14 protein-coding genes are annotated in these 14,224 nt (G+C 61.2%); 1 reads left to right on the top strand and 13 read right to left on the bottom strand.

Annotation, left to right across the window (positions count from 1 at the left end; genetic code table 11):
- Position 1: 1 nt before the first annotated feature.
- From lpxA to rpsB, 13 genes are all read right to left on the bottom strand, one after another.
- The gene (lpxA, locus tag PBR20603_RS17790; protein WP_150560828.1) at positions 2 to 793 is read right to left on the bottom strand and encodes an acyl-ACP--UDP-N-acetylglucosamine O-acyltransferase; all 792 of its coding nucleotides are present in this window, start codon (positions 791 to 793) and stop codon (positions 2 to 4) included.
- Between the two features lie 17 nt (positions 794 to 810).
- Positions 811 to 1,269 carry a 3-hydroxyacyl-ACP dehydratase FabZ gene (gene fabZ / locus PBR20603_RS17785; protein ID WP_150560827.1) on the bottom strand — a complete coding sequence of 153 codons (459 nt, stop codon included), beginning with the start codon at positions 1,267 to 1,269 and terminating at the stop codon, positions 811 to 813.
- Complete coding sequence (lpxD, locus tag PBR20603_RS17780; RefSeq protein WP_150560826.1) at positions 1,266 to 2,336, bottom strand: UDP-3-O-(3-hydroxymyristoyl)glucosamine N-acyltransferase; 1,071 nt, start codon at positions 2,334 to 2,336, stop codon at positions 1,266 to 1,268. The genes fabZ and lpxD overlap by 4 nt, the downstream gene beginning before the upstream one ends.
- 14 nt (positions 2,337 to 2,350) lie before the next feature.
- Positions 2,351 to 2,893: an OmpH/Skp family outer membrane protein gene (locus PBR20603_RS17775; RefSeq protein ID WP_150560825.1), complete on the bottom strand. Its 543-nt coding sequence runs from the start codon at positions 2,891 to 2,893 to the stop codon at positions 2,351 to 2,353.
- Between the two features lie 47 nt (positions 2,894 to 2,940).
- On the bottom strand, positions 2,941 to 5,244 hold the full coding sequence (gene bamA, locus PBR20603_RS17770) for an outer membrane protein assembly factor BamA (protein WP_174977960.1): 2,304 nt from the start codon (positions 5,242 to 5,244) through the stop codon (positions 2,941 to 2,943).
- 71 nt (positions 5,245 to 5,315) lie between these two features.
- Positions 5,316 to 6,707 (bottom strand): RIP metalloprotease RseP, encoded by a 1,392-nt coding sequence (rseP, locus tag PBR20603_RS17765; RefSeq protein WP_150560823.1) that lies wholly within the window; start codon positions 6,705 to 6,707, stop codon positions 5,316 to 5,318.
- Between the two features lie 44 nt (positions 6,708 to 6,751).
- On the bottom strand, positions 6,752 to 7,951 hold the full coding sequence (gene ispC, locus PBR20603_RS17760) for a 1-deoxy-D-xylulose-5-phosphate reductoisomerase (RefSeq protein WP_150560822.1): 1,200 nt from the start codon (positions 7,949 to 7,951) through the stop codon (positions 6,752 to 6,754).
- A gap of 2 nt (positions 7,952 to 7,953) precedes the next feature.
- Positions 7,954 to 8,763, bottom strand: a complete 810-nt coding sequence (locus PBR20603_RS17755) for a phosphatidate cytidylyltransferase (RefSeq protein ID WP_150560821.1) — start codon at positions 8,761 to 8,763, stop codon at positions 7,954 to 7,956.
- Entirely contained in the window at positions 8,763 to 9,545 is a 783-nt protein-coding gene (gene uppS / locus PBR20603_RS17750) for a polyprenyl diphosphate synthase (protein ID WP_150560820.1), read from the bottom strand. Before uppS ends, PBR20603_RS17755 begins: the two co-directional genes overlap by 1 nt.
- A gap of 64 nt (positions 9,546 to 9,609) precedes the next feature.
- The gene (frr, locus tag PBR20603_RS17745; protein WP_039374325.1) at positions 9,610 to 10,170 is read right to left on the bottom strand and encodes a ribosome recycling factor; all 561 of its coding nucleotides are present in this window, start codon (positions 10,168 to 10,170) and stop codon (positions 9,610 to 9,612) included.
- 86 nt (positions 10,171 to 10,256) lie between these two features.
- On the bottom strand, positions 10,257 to 10,970 hold the full coding sequence (gene pyrH, locus PBR20603_RS17740) for a UMP kinase (RefSeq protein WP_039374323.1): 714 nt from the start codon (positions 10,968 to 10,970) through the stop codon (positions 10,257 to 10,259).
- 98 nt (positions 10,971 to 11,068) lie between these two features.
- A complete protein-coding gene (tsf, locus tag PBR20603_RS17735) occupies positions 11,069 to 11,950 on the bottom strand; it encodes a translation elongation factor Ts (RefSeq protein WP_150560819.1) in 882 nt (293 codons plus the stop codon).
- A 154-nt stretch (positions 11,951 to 12,104) separates the two neighbouring features.
- The gene (gene rpsB, locus PBR20603_RS17730; protein ID WP_039374321.1) at positions 12,105 to 12,854 is read right to left on the bottom strand and encodes a 30S ribosomal protein S2; all 750 of its coding nucleotides are present in this window, start codon (positions 12,852 to 12,854) and stop codon (positions 12,105 to 12,107) included.
- A gap of 485 nt (positions 12,855 to 13,339) precedes the next feature.
- On the opposite strand from rpsB, the gene map reads away from it, so the two are divergent.
- The gene (map, locus tag PBR20603_RS17725) at positions 13,340 to 14,203 is read left to right on the top strand and encodes a type I methionyl aminopeptidase (RefSeq protein ID WP_150560818.1); all 864 of its coding nucleotides are present in this window, start codon (positions 13,340 to 13,342) and stop codon (positions 14,201 to 14,203) included.
- Positions 14,204 to 14,224: the final 21 nt, after the last annotated feature.

Genomic DNA, 14,224 nt, shown 5'->3' with positions numbered 1-14,224 from the left:
GTCAGCGCACGATACCGCGCGTGCTGGAATTGAGGAAATCGAGCAGCGTTCGCACGGCGTCGGACACGTCCGTCGCACCTGCGTTGCCAAAGGCCTCGATCTGCACTTTCGCTTCGTCGAGCGTCAACCCGCTCTTGTAGAGCAGCTTGTAGGCGTGGCGCAGCGCAGTGATGGCATCGGCCGTGAAGTTGCGGCGACGCAGCCCCTCGACGTTGATGCCGTAAGGCACAGCGCGATCGCCGGACGCAATCACGAACGGCGGCACGTCCTGCACGAGCACGGACGCCCCACCCACCATCGAATGCGCGCCGATGCGCACGAACTGATGCACGCCGGTCATGCCGCCAATGATCGCCCAGTCGTCAACATTGACGTGACCGGCCAGCTGCGCATTGCTCGAGAACACCGTATGGTTGCCCACGTGGCAATCGTGCGCGATGTGCACGTAAGCCATGATCCAGTTGTCGTTGCCGACACCGGTCAGGCCGCCGTCCTGCACCGTGCCGGTGTGGATCGTCGTGAATTCGCGGATCGTATTGCGGTCGCCAATGACGAGCCTCGTCGGCTCGCCGGCGTACTTCATGTCCTGCGGACTGCCGCCAATCGACGCGAACGGGCCAATCTTGTTGCCCTCGCCCAGCGTCGTGTGGCCGTCGACGACCGTATGCGAAAGAATCTGCGTACCGGCGCCGATCGTCACATTCGGCCCGACGATCGCATAAGGGCCGACGGCGACGTCATCAGCCAGTTGCGCCTTCGGGTCAACGACCGCGGTGGGATGAATGTTGGTCATGAGCGTCTCAATTCCGGTTATTCGCCGTTCTTCTTGACCATGCACATGAACTCGGCTTCCGCCGCGATCTTGCCCTCTACCAACACCTTGCCCTTGAACTTGTAAAAGCCACGACGCTCGCTCAGGAAGTCGACGTCGAGCACGAGTTGGTCACCCGGTTCGACCGGACGCTTGAAGCGAACGCTGTCGATGCCCACGAAATAGTAGAGCGAATTCTCGTCGTGCACCGCCTCTTCCGAGAAAGTCAGCAGCGCAGCGGCTTGCGCCAGCGCTTCAATGATCAGCACGCCCGGCATCACCGGACGCTGCGGATAATGGCCCGTGAAGTACGGCTCATTGATCGTGACGTTCTTGATGACCTTGATGTTCTTGTGCGGCTCCAGGCCGATCACGCGATCCACCATCAGCATCGGATACCGATGCGGCAGCAGCTTCATGATCTTGTGGATGTCGATAGTAATAGTAGTCTCGCTCATTTGCCTTGCAGGTCTTTGACCTTCGCTTCAAGTTGACGCACGCGCTCGCGCATCTTATCCAGATTGCGCATGATGGCCGCGTTTTTGTTCCATTCGGCGTTCGGAATTGCCGGAAACGCGCTCGTATAGGTACCCGGGCCAGGAATCGACTTCGATACCCCCGACTTGGCCGTCACGATGACGCGGTCGCCAATCGTCACATGCCCGGCCACGCCCACGGCGCCGCCCAGCATGCAGAACTTCCCGATAGTACTGCTGCCGGCGATGCCCGTACATGCGGCAATCACCGTGTAGGCACCCACGCGCACGTTGTGCGCGATCTGCACCTGATTGTCGATCTTGCAGCCGCGCTCGATCACGGTGTCGGCCATCGCGCCGCGATCGATGGAGGTCGATGCGCCGATTTCGACGTCATCTTCGATCACTGCACGTCCCACCTGGGGAATCTTGACCCACTCGCCACTCGCAGCGGAGAAATCGGGGGCGAATCCGAAACCGTCCGAGCCGATCACCGCGCCCGCGTGGATCACGCAACGCGCGCCAATCACGCTCGTGTGGTACAGCGTGGCGTTCGGATAGACGAGCACATCGTCACCCAACGTCGTGCCGCGGCCGATGAACACGTTCGCCACCAGACGAACCCGCTCTCCCAGACGCGCACCCGCCTCGATCACAACGTTCGGACCGATGACACACGATGCCGGCACCACGGCCGTGGGATCGACGACCGCGCTCGGATGAATACCCGCGGCAGGCACAGGTGCCGCCGCTTGCGCGAACATCTGTGCGACACGCGCGAAGTACGCATAAGGATTCGGCGCGATGATCCACGCGCGCCCGTCATGCGATGGCAGCTTGTCGAAGTCGGCTTTGGAGAGAATCACGGCCGCCGCGCCCGAGTTAGGCACTTCGGCGAGATACAGCGGATTGGACAGGAACGCGAGTTGCTTTGCGCTCGCACGATCGAGCGGCGCCAGACCATCGACCGTCACTTCACCGTCACCCACGAGGTCGCCGCCGAAGCGGGCGACCAATTGGGCCAGCGAAACCGACGGCAATGCCGGCATGGACGACGCGCCCGTCACTTGCCGCCAGTGCCACTACCCGAACTTGCGTTCAGCGTCTTGAGCACCTTGTCGGTAATGTCGATACGCGGACTCACGTAGACCGCTTCCTGCACGATCAGATCGTATTTGTCTGTTTCAGCAATCTGCTTGATGACGCGGTTGGCACGATCGAGCACCGCCGCGAGTTCTTCGTTGCGACGCTGATTCAGGTCTTCACGAAACTCGCGCTGCTTGCGCTGGAACTCGGTGTCGGCAGCAGCCAGATCACGTTGGCGCTTGGCGCGCTCGGCGTCGGACAACGTCGGGTTGTCCTTGTCGAGCTTGTCCGACATCGCCTTCAGACGTTGCGCCATCGCCTGCAGATCCCCGTCCCGCTTGGAGAACTCGGCTTCGAGCTTGGCTTGTGCGGCCTTGGCCGGTGCGGAATCGCGAAGAATGCGATCCGAATTGACAGCGGCGATGCGCGCATCCTGAGCCATGGCGGCAAACGCCGCGCCAGCCAGCAACGCCGCGGCGACGCCGCGAAGGCAATGCTTACGGATACCGTTCAATGTCATACCCCTTTACAACGATGAAACGTTCGGAACCGGTCGATGTGTCGCGATTAGAACGACGTACCGACCTGGAACTGGAATTTCTGATACTGGTCGCCGGTCTTCTTGACGAGCGGGAAGCCCATCGAGAGCTTGAGCGGGCCAATCGGTGAAATCCACGACAGGCCAAAACCATAAGAATAGCGCAGGTTATTGAAGGTAATCGCCTGGCCGTTATCGAACACGTTACCGCCGTCCATGAACGTGAAGATACGGAGCGTGCGGTCATAACCCGTGCCCGGCAGCGGGAACGTCAGTTCAATGTTACCGATCAGCTTCGACGCACCCCCCAGCGGCTCGTTGTTGGTGTCCTTCGGACCCAGCGAGCTCGGCTCATAACCCCGCACCGAACCAATACCGCCGGCGAAGTAGTTCTTGAAGATCGGGAACGGCTGACCGCCCATACCGTGGCCGTAGCCAACTTCGCCGTTAAGCGCCAGCGTGAAGCCACGGCTCACCGGGTAGTAGTACTGGTGCTGGTAGTAAGCACGGAAGTACTTGGTCGTGCCGATCGGCGTGCCGACTTCGAGGTTGGCCTGCTGATAGTGACCGCGGTTCGGAATCAGTGCGCTGTCACGCGAATCGCGCGACCAACCCACGGTCAGCGGATAGTTGTTGCTGACGTAGCCGAACTGGTTCGCGTAGTCGATGTAGCGTTGCGGTGTCGTGCCATCGCTCGTCAGGTGCAGACGCGTCTGTTCGAAGCCGATGCCGAAGAACACCGTATCGACTTCCGAGAACGGCACACCGAACTTCAGGTTACCGCCCAACGTATTGATACGGAAATCCGAATCGCTCGTAAGCAGCAGCGGCTGATACGTGCGGTAGTAGACGTCGGTAATGCGGCTCACACCGTCAACCGTGAAGTACGGATCGACCTGCGTAACCGCCAACGTGCGGTAGGTCTTACCGGTATTCACGTTCACCGACAGCGATGTGCCCGAACCGAAAACGTTGTCCTGGCTGATACCCGCTTGCAGCACCACCTTGTCGGTCGAGGAGAAACCCGCACCCACGTTGATCGTACCGGTCGGCTTTTCTTCCACCTTCACCTGAAGGTCGACCTGATCGTTCGAACCGGCCACCGGCTCGGTCGTCACGTTCACGTCGGTGAAGTAGCCCAGACGATTGATACGATCCTGCGACAGCTTCAGGCGGTCGGCGTCGTACCACGAGCTTTCGAGCTGGCGCAGCTCGCGGCGAATCACTTCGTCACGCGTGCGCGAGTTACCCACGATGTTGATCTTGCGAACGTACACGCGACGGCCCGGATCGATCGTCAGCGCCAATGCCACCGTGTGGTTGTTACGGTCGATCGTCGGCTGGGCATTCACATTGGCGAATGCGAAGCCATAGTTACCGAGCAGATCGGAAATGGCCTTCGTGCTGGCTTGCAGCTTGGCCGCCGAGAACGTGTCGCCAGCCTTCAGTTGCACGAGCTTCTGAATGTCGTCCTGCTTGCCCAGCATCTCGCCGCCGAGCTTGACGTCCGAAACCTTGTACGGCTCGCCTTCGTGCACGTTGATCGTCAGGAACATCTCGTCCTTGTCCGGCGTAATCGAAACGTCGGTGGAGTCGATATTGAATTCCAGGTAACCGCGATTCAGATAGAACGAACGCAGCTTTTCCAGATCGCCCGTGAGCTTGTCCTTGGAGTACAAGTCGTTCTTCGAATACCACGACAGCCAGTTCGGCGTGCCGAGTTCCATCTCCGCCATCAGATCCGACGACGAAAACGCCTTGTTGCCGACGAAGTTGATCTGCTGGATCGTTGCCTTAGGGCCTTCGGTCACGGCGAACTGGATGCCCACGCGGTTACGCTCGAGCGGCGTGACCGTCGTCTTCACCTCGGCAGCGTAGTAACCGCGCGTAAGGTATTGACGCTTGAGTTCCTGCTCCGACTTGTCGAGCAGGTTGCGGTCGAAGGTGCGGCCTTCGGTCAGGCCAACCGAGCGCAATGCCTTCTTCAGACCGTCCTTGTCGAATTCCTTGATGCCGAGGAAATCGATGGAAGCAATCGCGGGACGCTCGTTGACGTGCACCACCAGCACGCTGCCTTGCGCTTCAACGCTGACGTCCGAGAACAGGCCCGTTGCATAAAGGGCACGAATTGCTTCGGTGCCCTTATCGTCGTTGAACTTGTCGCCCGGTTTGACCGGCAAGTACGAGAACACGGTACCGGGTTCGATGCGCTGCAAGCCCTCCACTCGGATATCCTTGACCACGAACGGCTCGACGGCGCGTGCCAGGAAACTGTGTGCCGCCAGAACCGCAATCACCAGGGTCTTCGGAACAAGGTGGTATTTATTCGACAACTTGCTTCCCCAAGAAACAATTGAATCGTAAAAACTCGGATTTGCCTGCGACGGCAGGCTCGTGACGCCGTCTAGTGCAGCAACTTCGACAGGTCATTGAAAAGTGCTACGGCAGAGAGCGCGAGGATGCAAACGATGCCCACTCGTTGCAGCGCGCCCTGCCACCGCTCGGAAACTGCCCGACCGGTAATCGCTTCGACCGCATAATATAACAGATAGCCACCGTCCAAAACTGGAATTGGTAACAGATTCAATACGCCGAGGCTAATGCTGACAAGCGCGAGAAAGGCAATGAAATAATCCAGCCCGAGTCTGGCCGAACGCCCCGCATAGTCCGCAATCGTTACCGGCCCGCTCAGATTCTTCAGCGATGCCTGCCCGGTGATCATCTTCCCGAACATCCGCACGCTGAACGCCGTAACGTCCCACGTGCGCTGCGCGCCGCGGCCAATCGCCTCGAATAGCCCGTACCGCACTGTCACTGTGTCGACCTGGCTGGCCAGCGCCGCACCGATCTTGCCCACGCGTGCGCCACCCGCCTCGGCCGGATCGACCTCCGCACTCGGTGTCAGCGTGACGTTGCGCAGCGCGCCATCACGCCGCACCGTAAGCGTCATCGGCCTTCCCGGGTGAGCGCGCACAGCGTCCACCAGCGCCTTCGCCGAACCGACAGGACTACCATCGATGGCGGTGATCTCGTCACCGACGCGCAGTCCTGCAAGACCCGCTGCCCCGCCCGCCATGAGTTGCCCGACCTTGACGCGCGCCGACGGCACCAGTCCGAGACGCTGCATGAAGTCCTGCTCGCCATCGGCATCGAAATGCTGGCCTGCGGCGTCGAGCATGTACTCGGCACGACCGTCGCGGGTACGGGCCACCAGCGTGACGCGCTGCCCTTCGATTACCGGATCGACCAGACGCCAGCGAAGGTCTTCCCAGGAACGCACCGGCACCTCGTCGCCGACGGCTTCGTCAGCGCTGCTGCCATTCTCGCGAACGCCCGTAATCAGCTCGCCGCCGGACATACCGGCGCGCGCAGCCAATGTCCCGGCGGCCGGCGGCGCAATACGCGCGACCGGCTCCGTCACGCCGGCCAGATTAAGGCCTGCGTAGAGTGCGATGGCAAGAAGGAAGTTCGCGACCGGACCGGCCGCAACGATGGCAAAACGCTTGTAGACAGACTGACGATTGAAAGCACGCGCCCGATCTTCCGGGGCGACGACCTGCGTCTCGTCGCGCTCGTCGAGCATTCTGACGTAGCCGCCAAGCGGCAACGCGCAGACGGTCCACTCCGTGCGATCGCGTCCCATCGTCCACTTGAGCAACGGCACGCCGAACCCGACCGAGAATCGGAGAACCTTGACCCCGCACAGCCGCGCGACGGTGTAGTGGCCCAACTCATGGAACACCACCAACACGCCAATGGCGACGGCGAACGCGAGCAACGTGGTCAGCAGAGTCATGAGCGAATTCGAGCCCGGTGGACGTTACGACATGGACTTGGGCATCAGGACGACGCCGGCGCCGGAAGCTTGGCGACGATACCCGCCGCCACTTCGCGCGCACGACGATCGGCCTCGAGCACGACATCGAGCGAGGTGGCCTCACCGACCGCGACCGTATCGAGCACCTGCTCGACGACCTGCGCGATGGCGGTAAAGCGAATGCGCTCTTCCAGGAAGGCCCCCACCGCAATTTCGTTCGCCGCATTGAGCAGCGCGCCAGCCGTCCCCCCGCTGCGCAAGGTATCGAACGCCAGGCGCAGGCACGGGAAACGTCGCAGATCCGGCGCTTCGAAAGTCAGTTTGGCGATATCCGCGAGGTTCAGCCCCGCCACCCCGGAAGTCACGCGATCCGGGAATGCCAGCGCGTGCGCAATCGGCGTGCGCATATCGGGGTTGCCGAGCTGGGCAAGCGTCGAGCCGTCGGTGTACGTCACCATCGAGTGGATCACGCTCTGCGGATGGATCAGCACTTCGATCTTCTCGGCAGGCATATTGAACAGCCAGCGAGCTTCAATGACCTCCAGCCCCTTGTTCATCATGCTGGCGGAATCCACCGAAATCTTGCGGCCCATCACCCAGTTAGGGTGCGCACATGCCTCGTCCGGTGTCACATTCTCAAGCGACGCCAACTCGCGTTCACGGAACGGCCCCCCCGAGGCGGTCAGCACCAGCTTTTCCACGCCACGGGTCGAAATCCGGTTCTCCCCGGCCACCTGCGGCAGGCATTGGAAGATGGCGTTGTGTTCGCTGTCGAGCGGCAGCAATGTCGCGCCCGCGCGCTCAGCGGTCGCCATGAACAGCGCGCCGGAGAGTACCAGCGACTCCTTGTTCGCGAGCAGGATACGCTTGCCCGCACGAGCGGCGGCGAGCGTCGACTGGAGCCCCGCGGCACCGACGATGGCAGCGACGACCATCGTGACCTCGGGCGCCTGCGCGATCTCGATCAACGCCTGCGGACCGTAAGCCACTTCGATCTTCAGGCCCGCATCTGCCAGACGCGCCGCAAGCGAACGAGCGCCTTCGGCATCGGCCACCACCGCCACCTTCGGGCGATGCGCAACGCACTGCTCGAACAGGCGGTCCAGATTGCGATGCGCGGACAGCGCGTAGACAGAGAACCGATCGGGATGACGCCCCACCACATCGAGCGTGCTAACGCCGATGGAGCCGGTGGAGCCAAGAATAGAGAGATGTTGCGACATGATCAGACGAAGAGCAGAGCCAGCGGGAGCACAGGGAGCAACGCGTCGATTCTGTCGAGCACGCCCCCGTGGCCAGGCAGCAGCGCGCTGGAATCTTTCACGCCGGCTTGCCGCTTGAGTTGAGATTCGAACAGATCGCCCACGACCGAGAAGGCCACCAGCACCGTCAGCGCCAATGCGCCAAGTGCCAGGCCGAGCGTGCCTGCGAGATGGGAAACGAGGGTCGGCGCCTGTAAGCCGCTCGCCAGAACCGCCGCCGCAACCACGAGCACCAGCAGCCATCCTCCGATGGCCCCTTCCCAAGACTTTCCGGGACTGATGGAGGGGGCGAGCTTGCGGCGACCGAACGCACGACCGGCAAAATAGGCACCGGTGTCGGCAAGCCAGACGATCACGAGCACCGAAAGCAGGAATGCTATGCCGCGCTCACGCGCCAGGCACAGCGCCTGCCATGCCGCGATCAGCAACACCGGGCCCGCGACGAGCAGCAAGCCGCGCCATGCCCCCTTGGTTGCCGGCTTGCGGGCCAGCGTATACGGCCCGGCCAACAGCCAGAAAATGGCAGCGGGCTTGAGCCAGATCGACGAAAGCATCCAGCCGCCCGCCCACGTGAAGCCCACGCCCAGCAACGCGAGCGCACCGTAGAAGATGGCGCCCGTCCCGTTCAGACCGACGAGCCGCCCCCACTCCCAGCCGGCGGCGGCGACGATCACGGCAGCGAGCAATGCGAACTGCGCCGGCGTACCGACGAAGATCACAGGCAAGAGAATGGCGAGAAGTACGACAGCGGTAATAACGCGTGTCTTGAGCATCAGGCGGATTGTCCCGAGGGGTTCTGGACTTGCGCACTGGTACGACCGAAACGGCGTTCGCGCTGCTGGAACTCGGCGACGGCCCGCTTGAGCGTATTGGCGTTGAAGTCCGGCCAGAATTCTTCGGTGAAATACAGTTCAGTGTACGCCAGTTGCCAGAGCAGAAAATTACTGACACGCTGGTCGCCGCCGGTGCGGATGAAAAGATCCGGCTCCGGCGCATAAGCCATGCTCAGGTATGGCGCGAGATCATCCTCACTGAAGGGCGTCTCGAGCGCGGCTTCGCCGCCCTGTGCCACACGTGCGGCGGCAAGCTTCTGTGCGGCTTGCAGAATATCCCATCGCCCACCGTAGTTGGCCGCAATCGTCAGCGTGAGACCTTTGTTGTCTTGAGTACGTTGTTCCGCACGCTTGACCAGCTCCTGAATGCGCGGCTCGAACGCCTCGAGCGCACCGATGACGCGCAGACGGATGCCGTTGCTGTGCAGCTTCCCGACCTCACGCTCGAGCGCGAGGATGAACAGTTGCATGAGCGTCGAGACCTCATCCTGCGGACGGCGCCAGTTCTCGGAACTGAACGCGAACAGGGTCAGATACTCGACGCCGAGTTCGGCGCATGCTGTCACCGCTTCGCGCACGGCATCAACGCCACGCTTATGCCCCGCAACGCGAGGCAATTTACGACTGGTAGCCCAACGCCCGTTGCCATCCATGACGATGGCTACGTGGCGCGGAATGCTCGCTGTTTCGGGAACGGAGAGCGAAGAGCTGAGAAAACCCATTGAGATACGGCGCGGGAGTCGAGTGCGAAAGTCGGCGGAGATCTTACGATGAGTGCCTGAGCACTCAGACCGTCATGATCTCGGCGTCCTTCTGCTTCACCAACTCGTCGATCTCGGCGACAAACTTGTCCGTGAGCTTTTGCACTTCGTCACTGCCACGACGCTCGTCGTCTTCCGACGCTTCCTTGTCCTTGACGAGCTTCTTGAGTTGCTCGTTGGCATCGCGACGCAGATTACGCACCGCAACCTTGGCGGCTTCGCCTTCCGACTTGACCAGCTTGGTCAGCTCGCGGCGACGCTCTTCGGTCAGCATGGGCATCGGCACACGAATCAGATCACCTTGCGTGGCCGGGTTCAGGCCCAGGTCCGATTCACGAATGGCCTTCTCGACCACGGGAACCATCTTCTTTTCCCACGGCTGCACACCGATCGTACGACTGTCCACGAGGTTCACGTTAGCGACCTGGGAGATGGGCACCATCGAGCCGTAGTAGTCCACCTGCACGTGATCGAGCAGGCCGGCATGCGCACGACCGGTACGAATCTTCGCCAGGTTGTTCTTGAACGACTCGATCGAGCTTTTCATCTTTTGCTCGACATTCTTCTTGATGTCAGCAACGCTCATGACAACCTCCAAACCTTGAATTGTTACGCAAAACGTAAATGATACGGCGTCGGCGCGCCAATGCACGCCGACGCCGCAATTTGAACTCAAACGTGGACGAGCGTTCCCTCATCTTCGCCGAGAATAACGTGCTTGAGCGCTCCCGGCTTCACGATCGAGAAAACGCGCACCGGCATCTTCTGATCGCGGCACAGCGCGAAAGCGGTCGCGTCCATGACCTGCAGGTTCTTCGAAATGGCCTCATCGAAGCTGATGGTCGAATACTTTACCGCGTCGGGGTCTTTCTTGGGGTCAGCCGAGTACACGCCGTCGACCTTGGTCGCCTTGAGCACCACTTCGGCACCGACTTCCGAGCCGCGCAGCGCAGCCGCCGTGTCGGTCGTGAAGAACGGGTTACCCGTGCCAGCGGCGAAAATCACGACTTTGCCCTCTTCGAGCTGACGGATCGCACGCGGGCGGATGTACGGTTCAACGACCTGGTCCATGCGCAGCGCGGACTGCACACGCGCCTCGATGCCGGCGTGACGCATGGCGTCTTGCAGCGCCAGAGCGTTCATCATCGTAGCCAGCATGCCCATGTAGTCGGCCGTTGCGCGATCCATACCGGCGGCACCGCCTGCCACCCCCCGGAAAATATTGCCACCGCCGATCACGACGGCCAATTGCGTGCCCAGGCGAACGACTTCGGCAATATCGCCAACCATGCGCTCGATGGTCGCACGATTGATGCCGAATGCATCGTCACCCATGAGGGCTTCACCAGAGAGCTTGAGAAGTACGCGTTTGTAAGGAGTAGACATGGCGGTCCTTAAGAAGTCTGGTCGGGCACTGTTGGGGTATTCTGGATGAAACAACGGGGACGGCACCGCCGCCCCCGGATACTGCGGTACTGCGCGAATTACGACTGCTTGGCAGCGGCGACTTGTGCGGCCACTTCAGCAGCGAAGTCGTCCTGCTTCTTCTCGATGCCTTCGCCAACCACGAACATGGTGAAGCCCTTGACCGTCGTATTGTTGGCCTTGAGCATCTGCTCGACGGTCGACTTGTCGTCCTTCACGAAAGCCTGGTTGAACAGCGAGACTTCCTTCAGGAACTTCTGCACGCTGCCTTCCACCATCTTTGCCACGATCTCTGCCGGCTTGCCCGATTCGGCAGCCTTCTCGGCAGCGACCTTGCGCTCCTTCTCGATCAGTTCCGGCGAGACTTGATCGCCCGACACAGCGACCGGCTTCATGGCGGCGATGTGCATAGCGACGTTCTTGCCGACTTCAGCATCGGCACCTTCGTACTCGACGACCACGCCGATACGCGTGCCGTGCAGGTACGCTGCCAGCTTGCCCGACGTGTCGTAGCGCTGGAAGCGACGGATCGTCATGTTTTCGCCGATCTTGCCGATGAGGTCGGCGCGCACCTGATCAACGGTCTTGCCGTCGAGCGGCAGGGCCGACAGGGCAGCCACGTCGGCCGGGTTGTTCTCGGCGACCAGCTTCGCCACGTCGTTGGCGAACTTCAGGAAATCGTCGTTCTTCGAGACGAAGTCGGTTTCGCAGTTGATTTCGACCACGGCACCCTTGCCGTCGTCGATGTAAGCGGCGATCACGCCTTCGGCAGTGATACGGCTGGCGGCCTTGCTGGCCTTGCTACCCAGCTTGACACGCAGGATTTCTTCAGCACGGACCATGTCGCCGTCGGCTTCGGTCAGCGCCTTCTTGCATTCCATCATCGGCGCATCGGTCTTGGCGCGCAGTTCGCCCACCATTGCTGCAGTAATTGCCGGCATATCGTTACTCCTGTATATCGAATCAGTCGGGAGAGGATGGCGCCCGAACGGCCGCACTGCCCGCTCTCGGCGCCCCGCGCACCCGACGCGGGGAAATCGGACTAAAAAAAAGGGGCGCCACAAGCAGCCCCTTTTGTTACGCAGCGGTGGCCGCTTACGCCTCTTCGTTCACTTCGACGAACTCGTCGCCGTCGCCGCGAACGGCTTCCACGACTTCCTTCACGGCGTTTGCACGGCCTTCGAGGATCGCGTCAGCAACGCCTTGCACGTACAGCTCAACTGCCTTGCTCGAGTCGTCGTTACCCGGGATGACGTAATCGACACCTTCCGGCGAGTGGTTCGTATCGACCACGGCGATCACCGGAATGCCCAGCTTGTTGGCTTCGGTGATGGCGATCTTGTGGTAACCGACGTCGACGACGAAGATGGCGTCGGGCATGCCGCCCATTTCCTTCACACCACCGATCGACTTCTGCAGCTTGGCCATTTCGCGATCGAACAGCAGCGCTTCCTTCTTGCTCATGCGCTCTTGCTCGCCGGCTTCCAGAGCCTGCTCCATGTCCTTGAGCTTCTTGATCGACGACTTCAGCGTCTTGAAGTTCGTCAGCATGCCGCCGAGCCAACGGTTGTTGACGAAAGGCATGCCGGCGCGGCCCGCAGCTTCCGCCACGATTTCACGCGCTTGACGCTTCGTGCCCACGAACAGGATCGTGCCGCGGTTTGCTGCCAGTTGACGCACGTACTTCAGTGCGTCCTGGTACATCGGCAACGTCTTTTCGAGGTTGATGATGTGAATCTTGTTGCGATGGCCGAAGATATAGGGGGCCATCTTGGGGTTCCAGAAACGGGTTTGGTGACCAAAGTGGACGCCCGCTTCCAGCATCTGACGCATCGTGACAGACATGTGATTCTCCGTGAGGGTTAGGTCTTAGACCGGCTGCCGTACCCGTTTCGCCAGACTGCCATACAGCTTTGCATGACCCGTCTGCGAAGATCGGGCACCCTGGGTGCGCCGGCCCGCGATTTCAAAATTTCCAAGCCGATGACGACGCTTGCTACCCGGCACCTTCACCGGACGCAGCGCCATTCGGCACCACTTTGGGGCGAAAACACCCCAAAAACCCGGCGAAGACCGTTGAAATCCAAGGGAAAACCCTCGGGTTTGTTAGCAATTCGTCCTCGACTTAGCCCGAGATTATAGCATCGCACCACGCCAGCACTCAAGCGACGCGTGAACTTGTGATGACAAGCCGGAAACGCCCGGTTCGCGCGGCGTTCCCACCGATTCCGCCTTGCCGCCCCGCATCGCCCCCGGAGCGTCGGAAAATCATCGCCGGAACACGCCGAAATCCGCGCCAGACGGGGCGAAAACCGTCCATTGATGCGATAATGCGGCACTGTTTACGCAATTTGTCCGATTCCGCAATGGCCATCACCCTAAAGAATGCCCACGACATTGAAATGATGCGCGTCGCCTGCCGGCTGGCCAGCGAAGTGCTCGATTTCATTACGCCGCACGTGCGCGCCGGCGTCACCACCGGGGAACTCGATCGTCTCTGTCACGAGTACATGGTCAAGGAACAGGGCACGGTACCGGCGCCACTGAACTACCAGCCGCCGGGCTATCCGCCCTACCCCAAGGCCACCTGCATCTCGGTCAACGACGTGATCTGCCACGGCATTCCCGGCGACAAGGTGCTCAAGAACGGCGACGCCCTCAATATCGATATCACGGTCATCAAGGACGGGTACTTCGGCGATACCAGCCGGATGTTCATCGTCGGCGAAGGCTCGATCCTCGCGAAGCGTCTGGCGCAGGTCACGTATGAGTGCATGTGGCTCGGCATCAATCAGGTACGCCCGGGTGCACATCTGGGCGATATCGGCCAGGCGATTCAGACGCATGCCGAAGCTCAGGGGTACAGCGTGGTGCGCGAATACTGCGGCCACGGAATCGGCCAGGTATTTCACGAAGACCCCCAAATTCTGCATTACGGCCGGCAAGGCACCGGGCTCGTGCTGCAAACCGGCATGATTTTCACCATCGAACCGATGATCAACGCTGGCAAGCGCGAGATTCGGACAATGCCCGACCAATGGACCGTCAAGACGCGAGATCGCAGCCTGTCGGCGCAGTGGGAGCACACCGTGCTGGTGACGGAGACGGGTCACGAAGTGCTCACGCACTCGGCACTGACACCCCCGCCGCCGCCCGGTTCTTCGTACGTAACGTCTTTCGCAGCAGCCGCCTGAGCATTCGTCGTCCGGCCGCCA

The sequence above is a fragment of the Pandoraea bronchicola genome (genome assembly GCF_902459805.1).
Taxonomy (GTDB): domain Bacteria; phylum Pseudomonadota; class Gammaproteobacteria; order Burkholderiales; family Burkholderiaceae; genus Pandoraea; species Pandoraea bronchicola.
Note: the sequence above shows the minus strand (reverse complement) of the source record. Positions and strands in the feature narration are given on the sequence as shown.

Excerpts from the sequence above, each read along its gene's own strand:
- lpxA (WP_150560828.1), bottom strand. The coding sequence starts at position 793 with ATGACCAACATTCATCCCACCGCGGTCGTTGACCCGAAGGCGCAACTG.
- fabZ (WP_150560827.1), bottom strand. The coding sequence starts at position 1,269 with ATGAGCGAGACTACTATTACTATCGACATCCACAAGATCATGAAGCTG.
- lpxD (WP_150560826.1), bottom strand. The coding sequence starts at position 2,336 with ATGCCGGCATTGCCGTCGGTTTCGCTGGCCCAATTGGTCGCCCGCTTC.
- PBR20603_RS17775 (WP_150560825.1), bottom strand. The coding sequence starts at position 2,893 with ATGACATTGAACGGTATCCGTAAGCATTGCCTTCGCGGCGTCGCCGCG.
- rseP (WP_150560823.1), bottom strand. The coding sequence starts at position 6,707 with ATGACTCTGCTGACCACGTTGCTCGCGTTCGCCGTCGCCATTGGCGTG.
- ispC (WP_150560822.1), bottom strand. The coding sequence starts at position 7,951 with ATGTCGCAACATCTCTCTATTCTTGGCTCCACCGGCTCCATCGGCGTT.
- PBR20603_RS17755 (WP_150560821.1), bottom strand. The coding sequence starts at position 8,763 with ATGCTCAAGACACGCGTTATTACCGCTGTCGTACTTCTCGCCATTCTC.
- uppS (WP_150560820.1), bottom strand. The coding sequence starts at position 9,545 with ATGGGTTTTCTCAGCTCTTCGCTCTCCGTTCCCGAAACAGCGAGCATT.
- frr (WP_039374325.1), bottom strand. The coding sequence starts at position 10,170 with ATGAGCGTTGCTGACATCAAGAAGAATGTCGAGCAAAAGATGAAAAGC.
- pyrH (WP_039374323.1), bottom strand. The coding sequence starts at position 10,970 with ATGTCTACTCCTTACAAACGCGTACTTCTCAAGCTCTCTGGTGAAGCC.
- tsf (WP_150560819.1), bottom strand. The coding sequence starts at position 11,950 with ATGCCGGCAATTACTGCAGCAATGGTGGGCGAACTGCGCGCCAAGACC.
- rpsB (WP_039374321.1), bottom strand. The coding sequence starts at position 12,854 with ATGTCTGTCACGATGCGTCAGATGCTGGAAGCGGGCGTCCACTTTGGT.
- map (WP_150560818.1), top strand. The coding sequence starts at position 13,340 with ATGCGGCACTGTTTACGCAATTTGTCCGATTCCGCAATGGCCATCACC.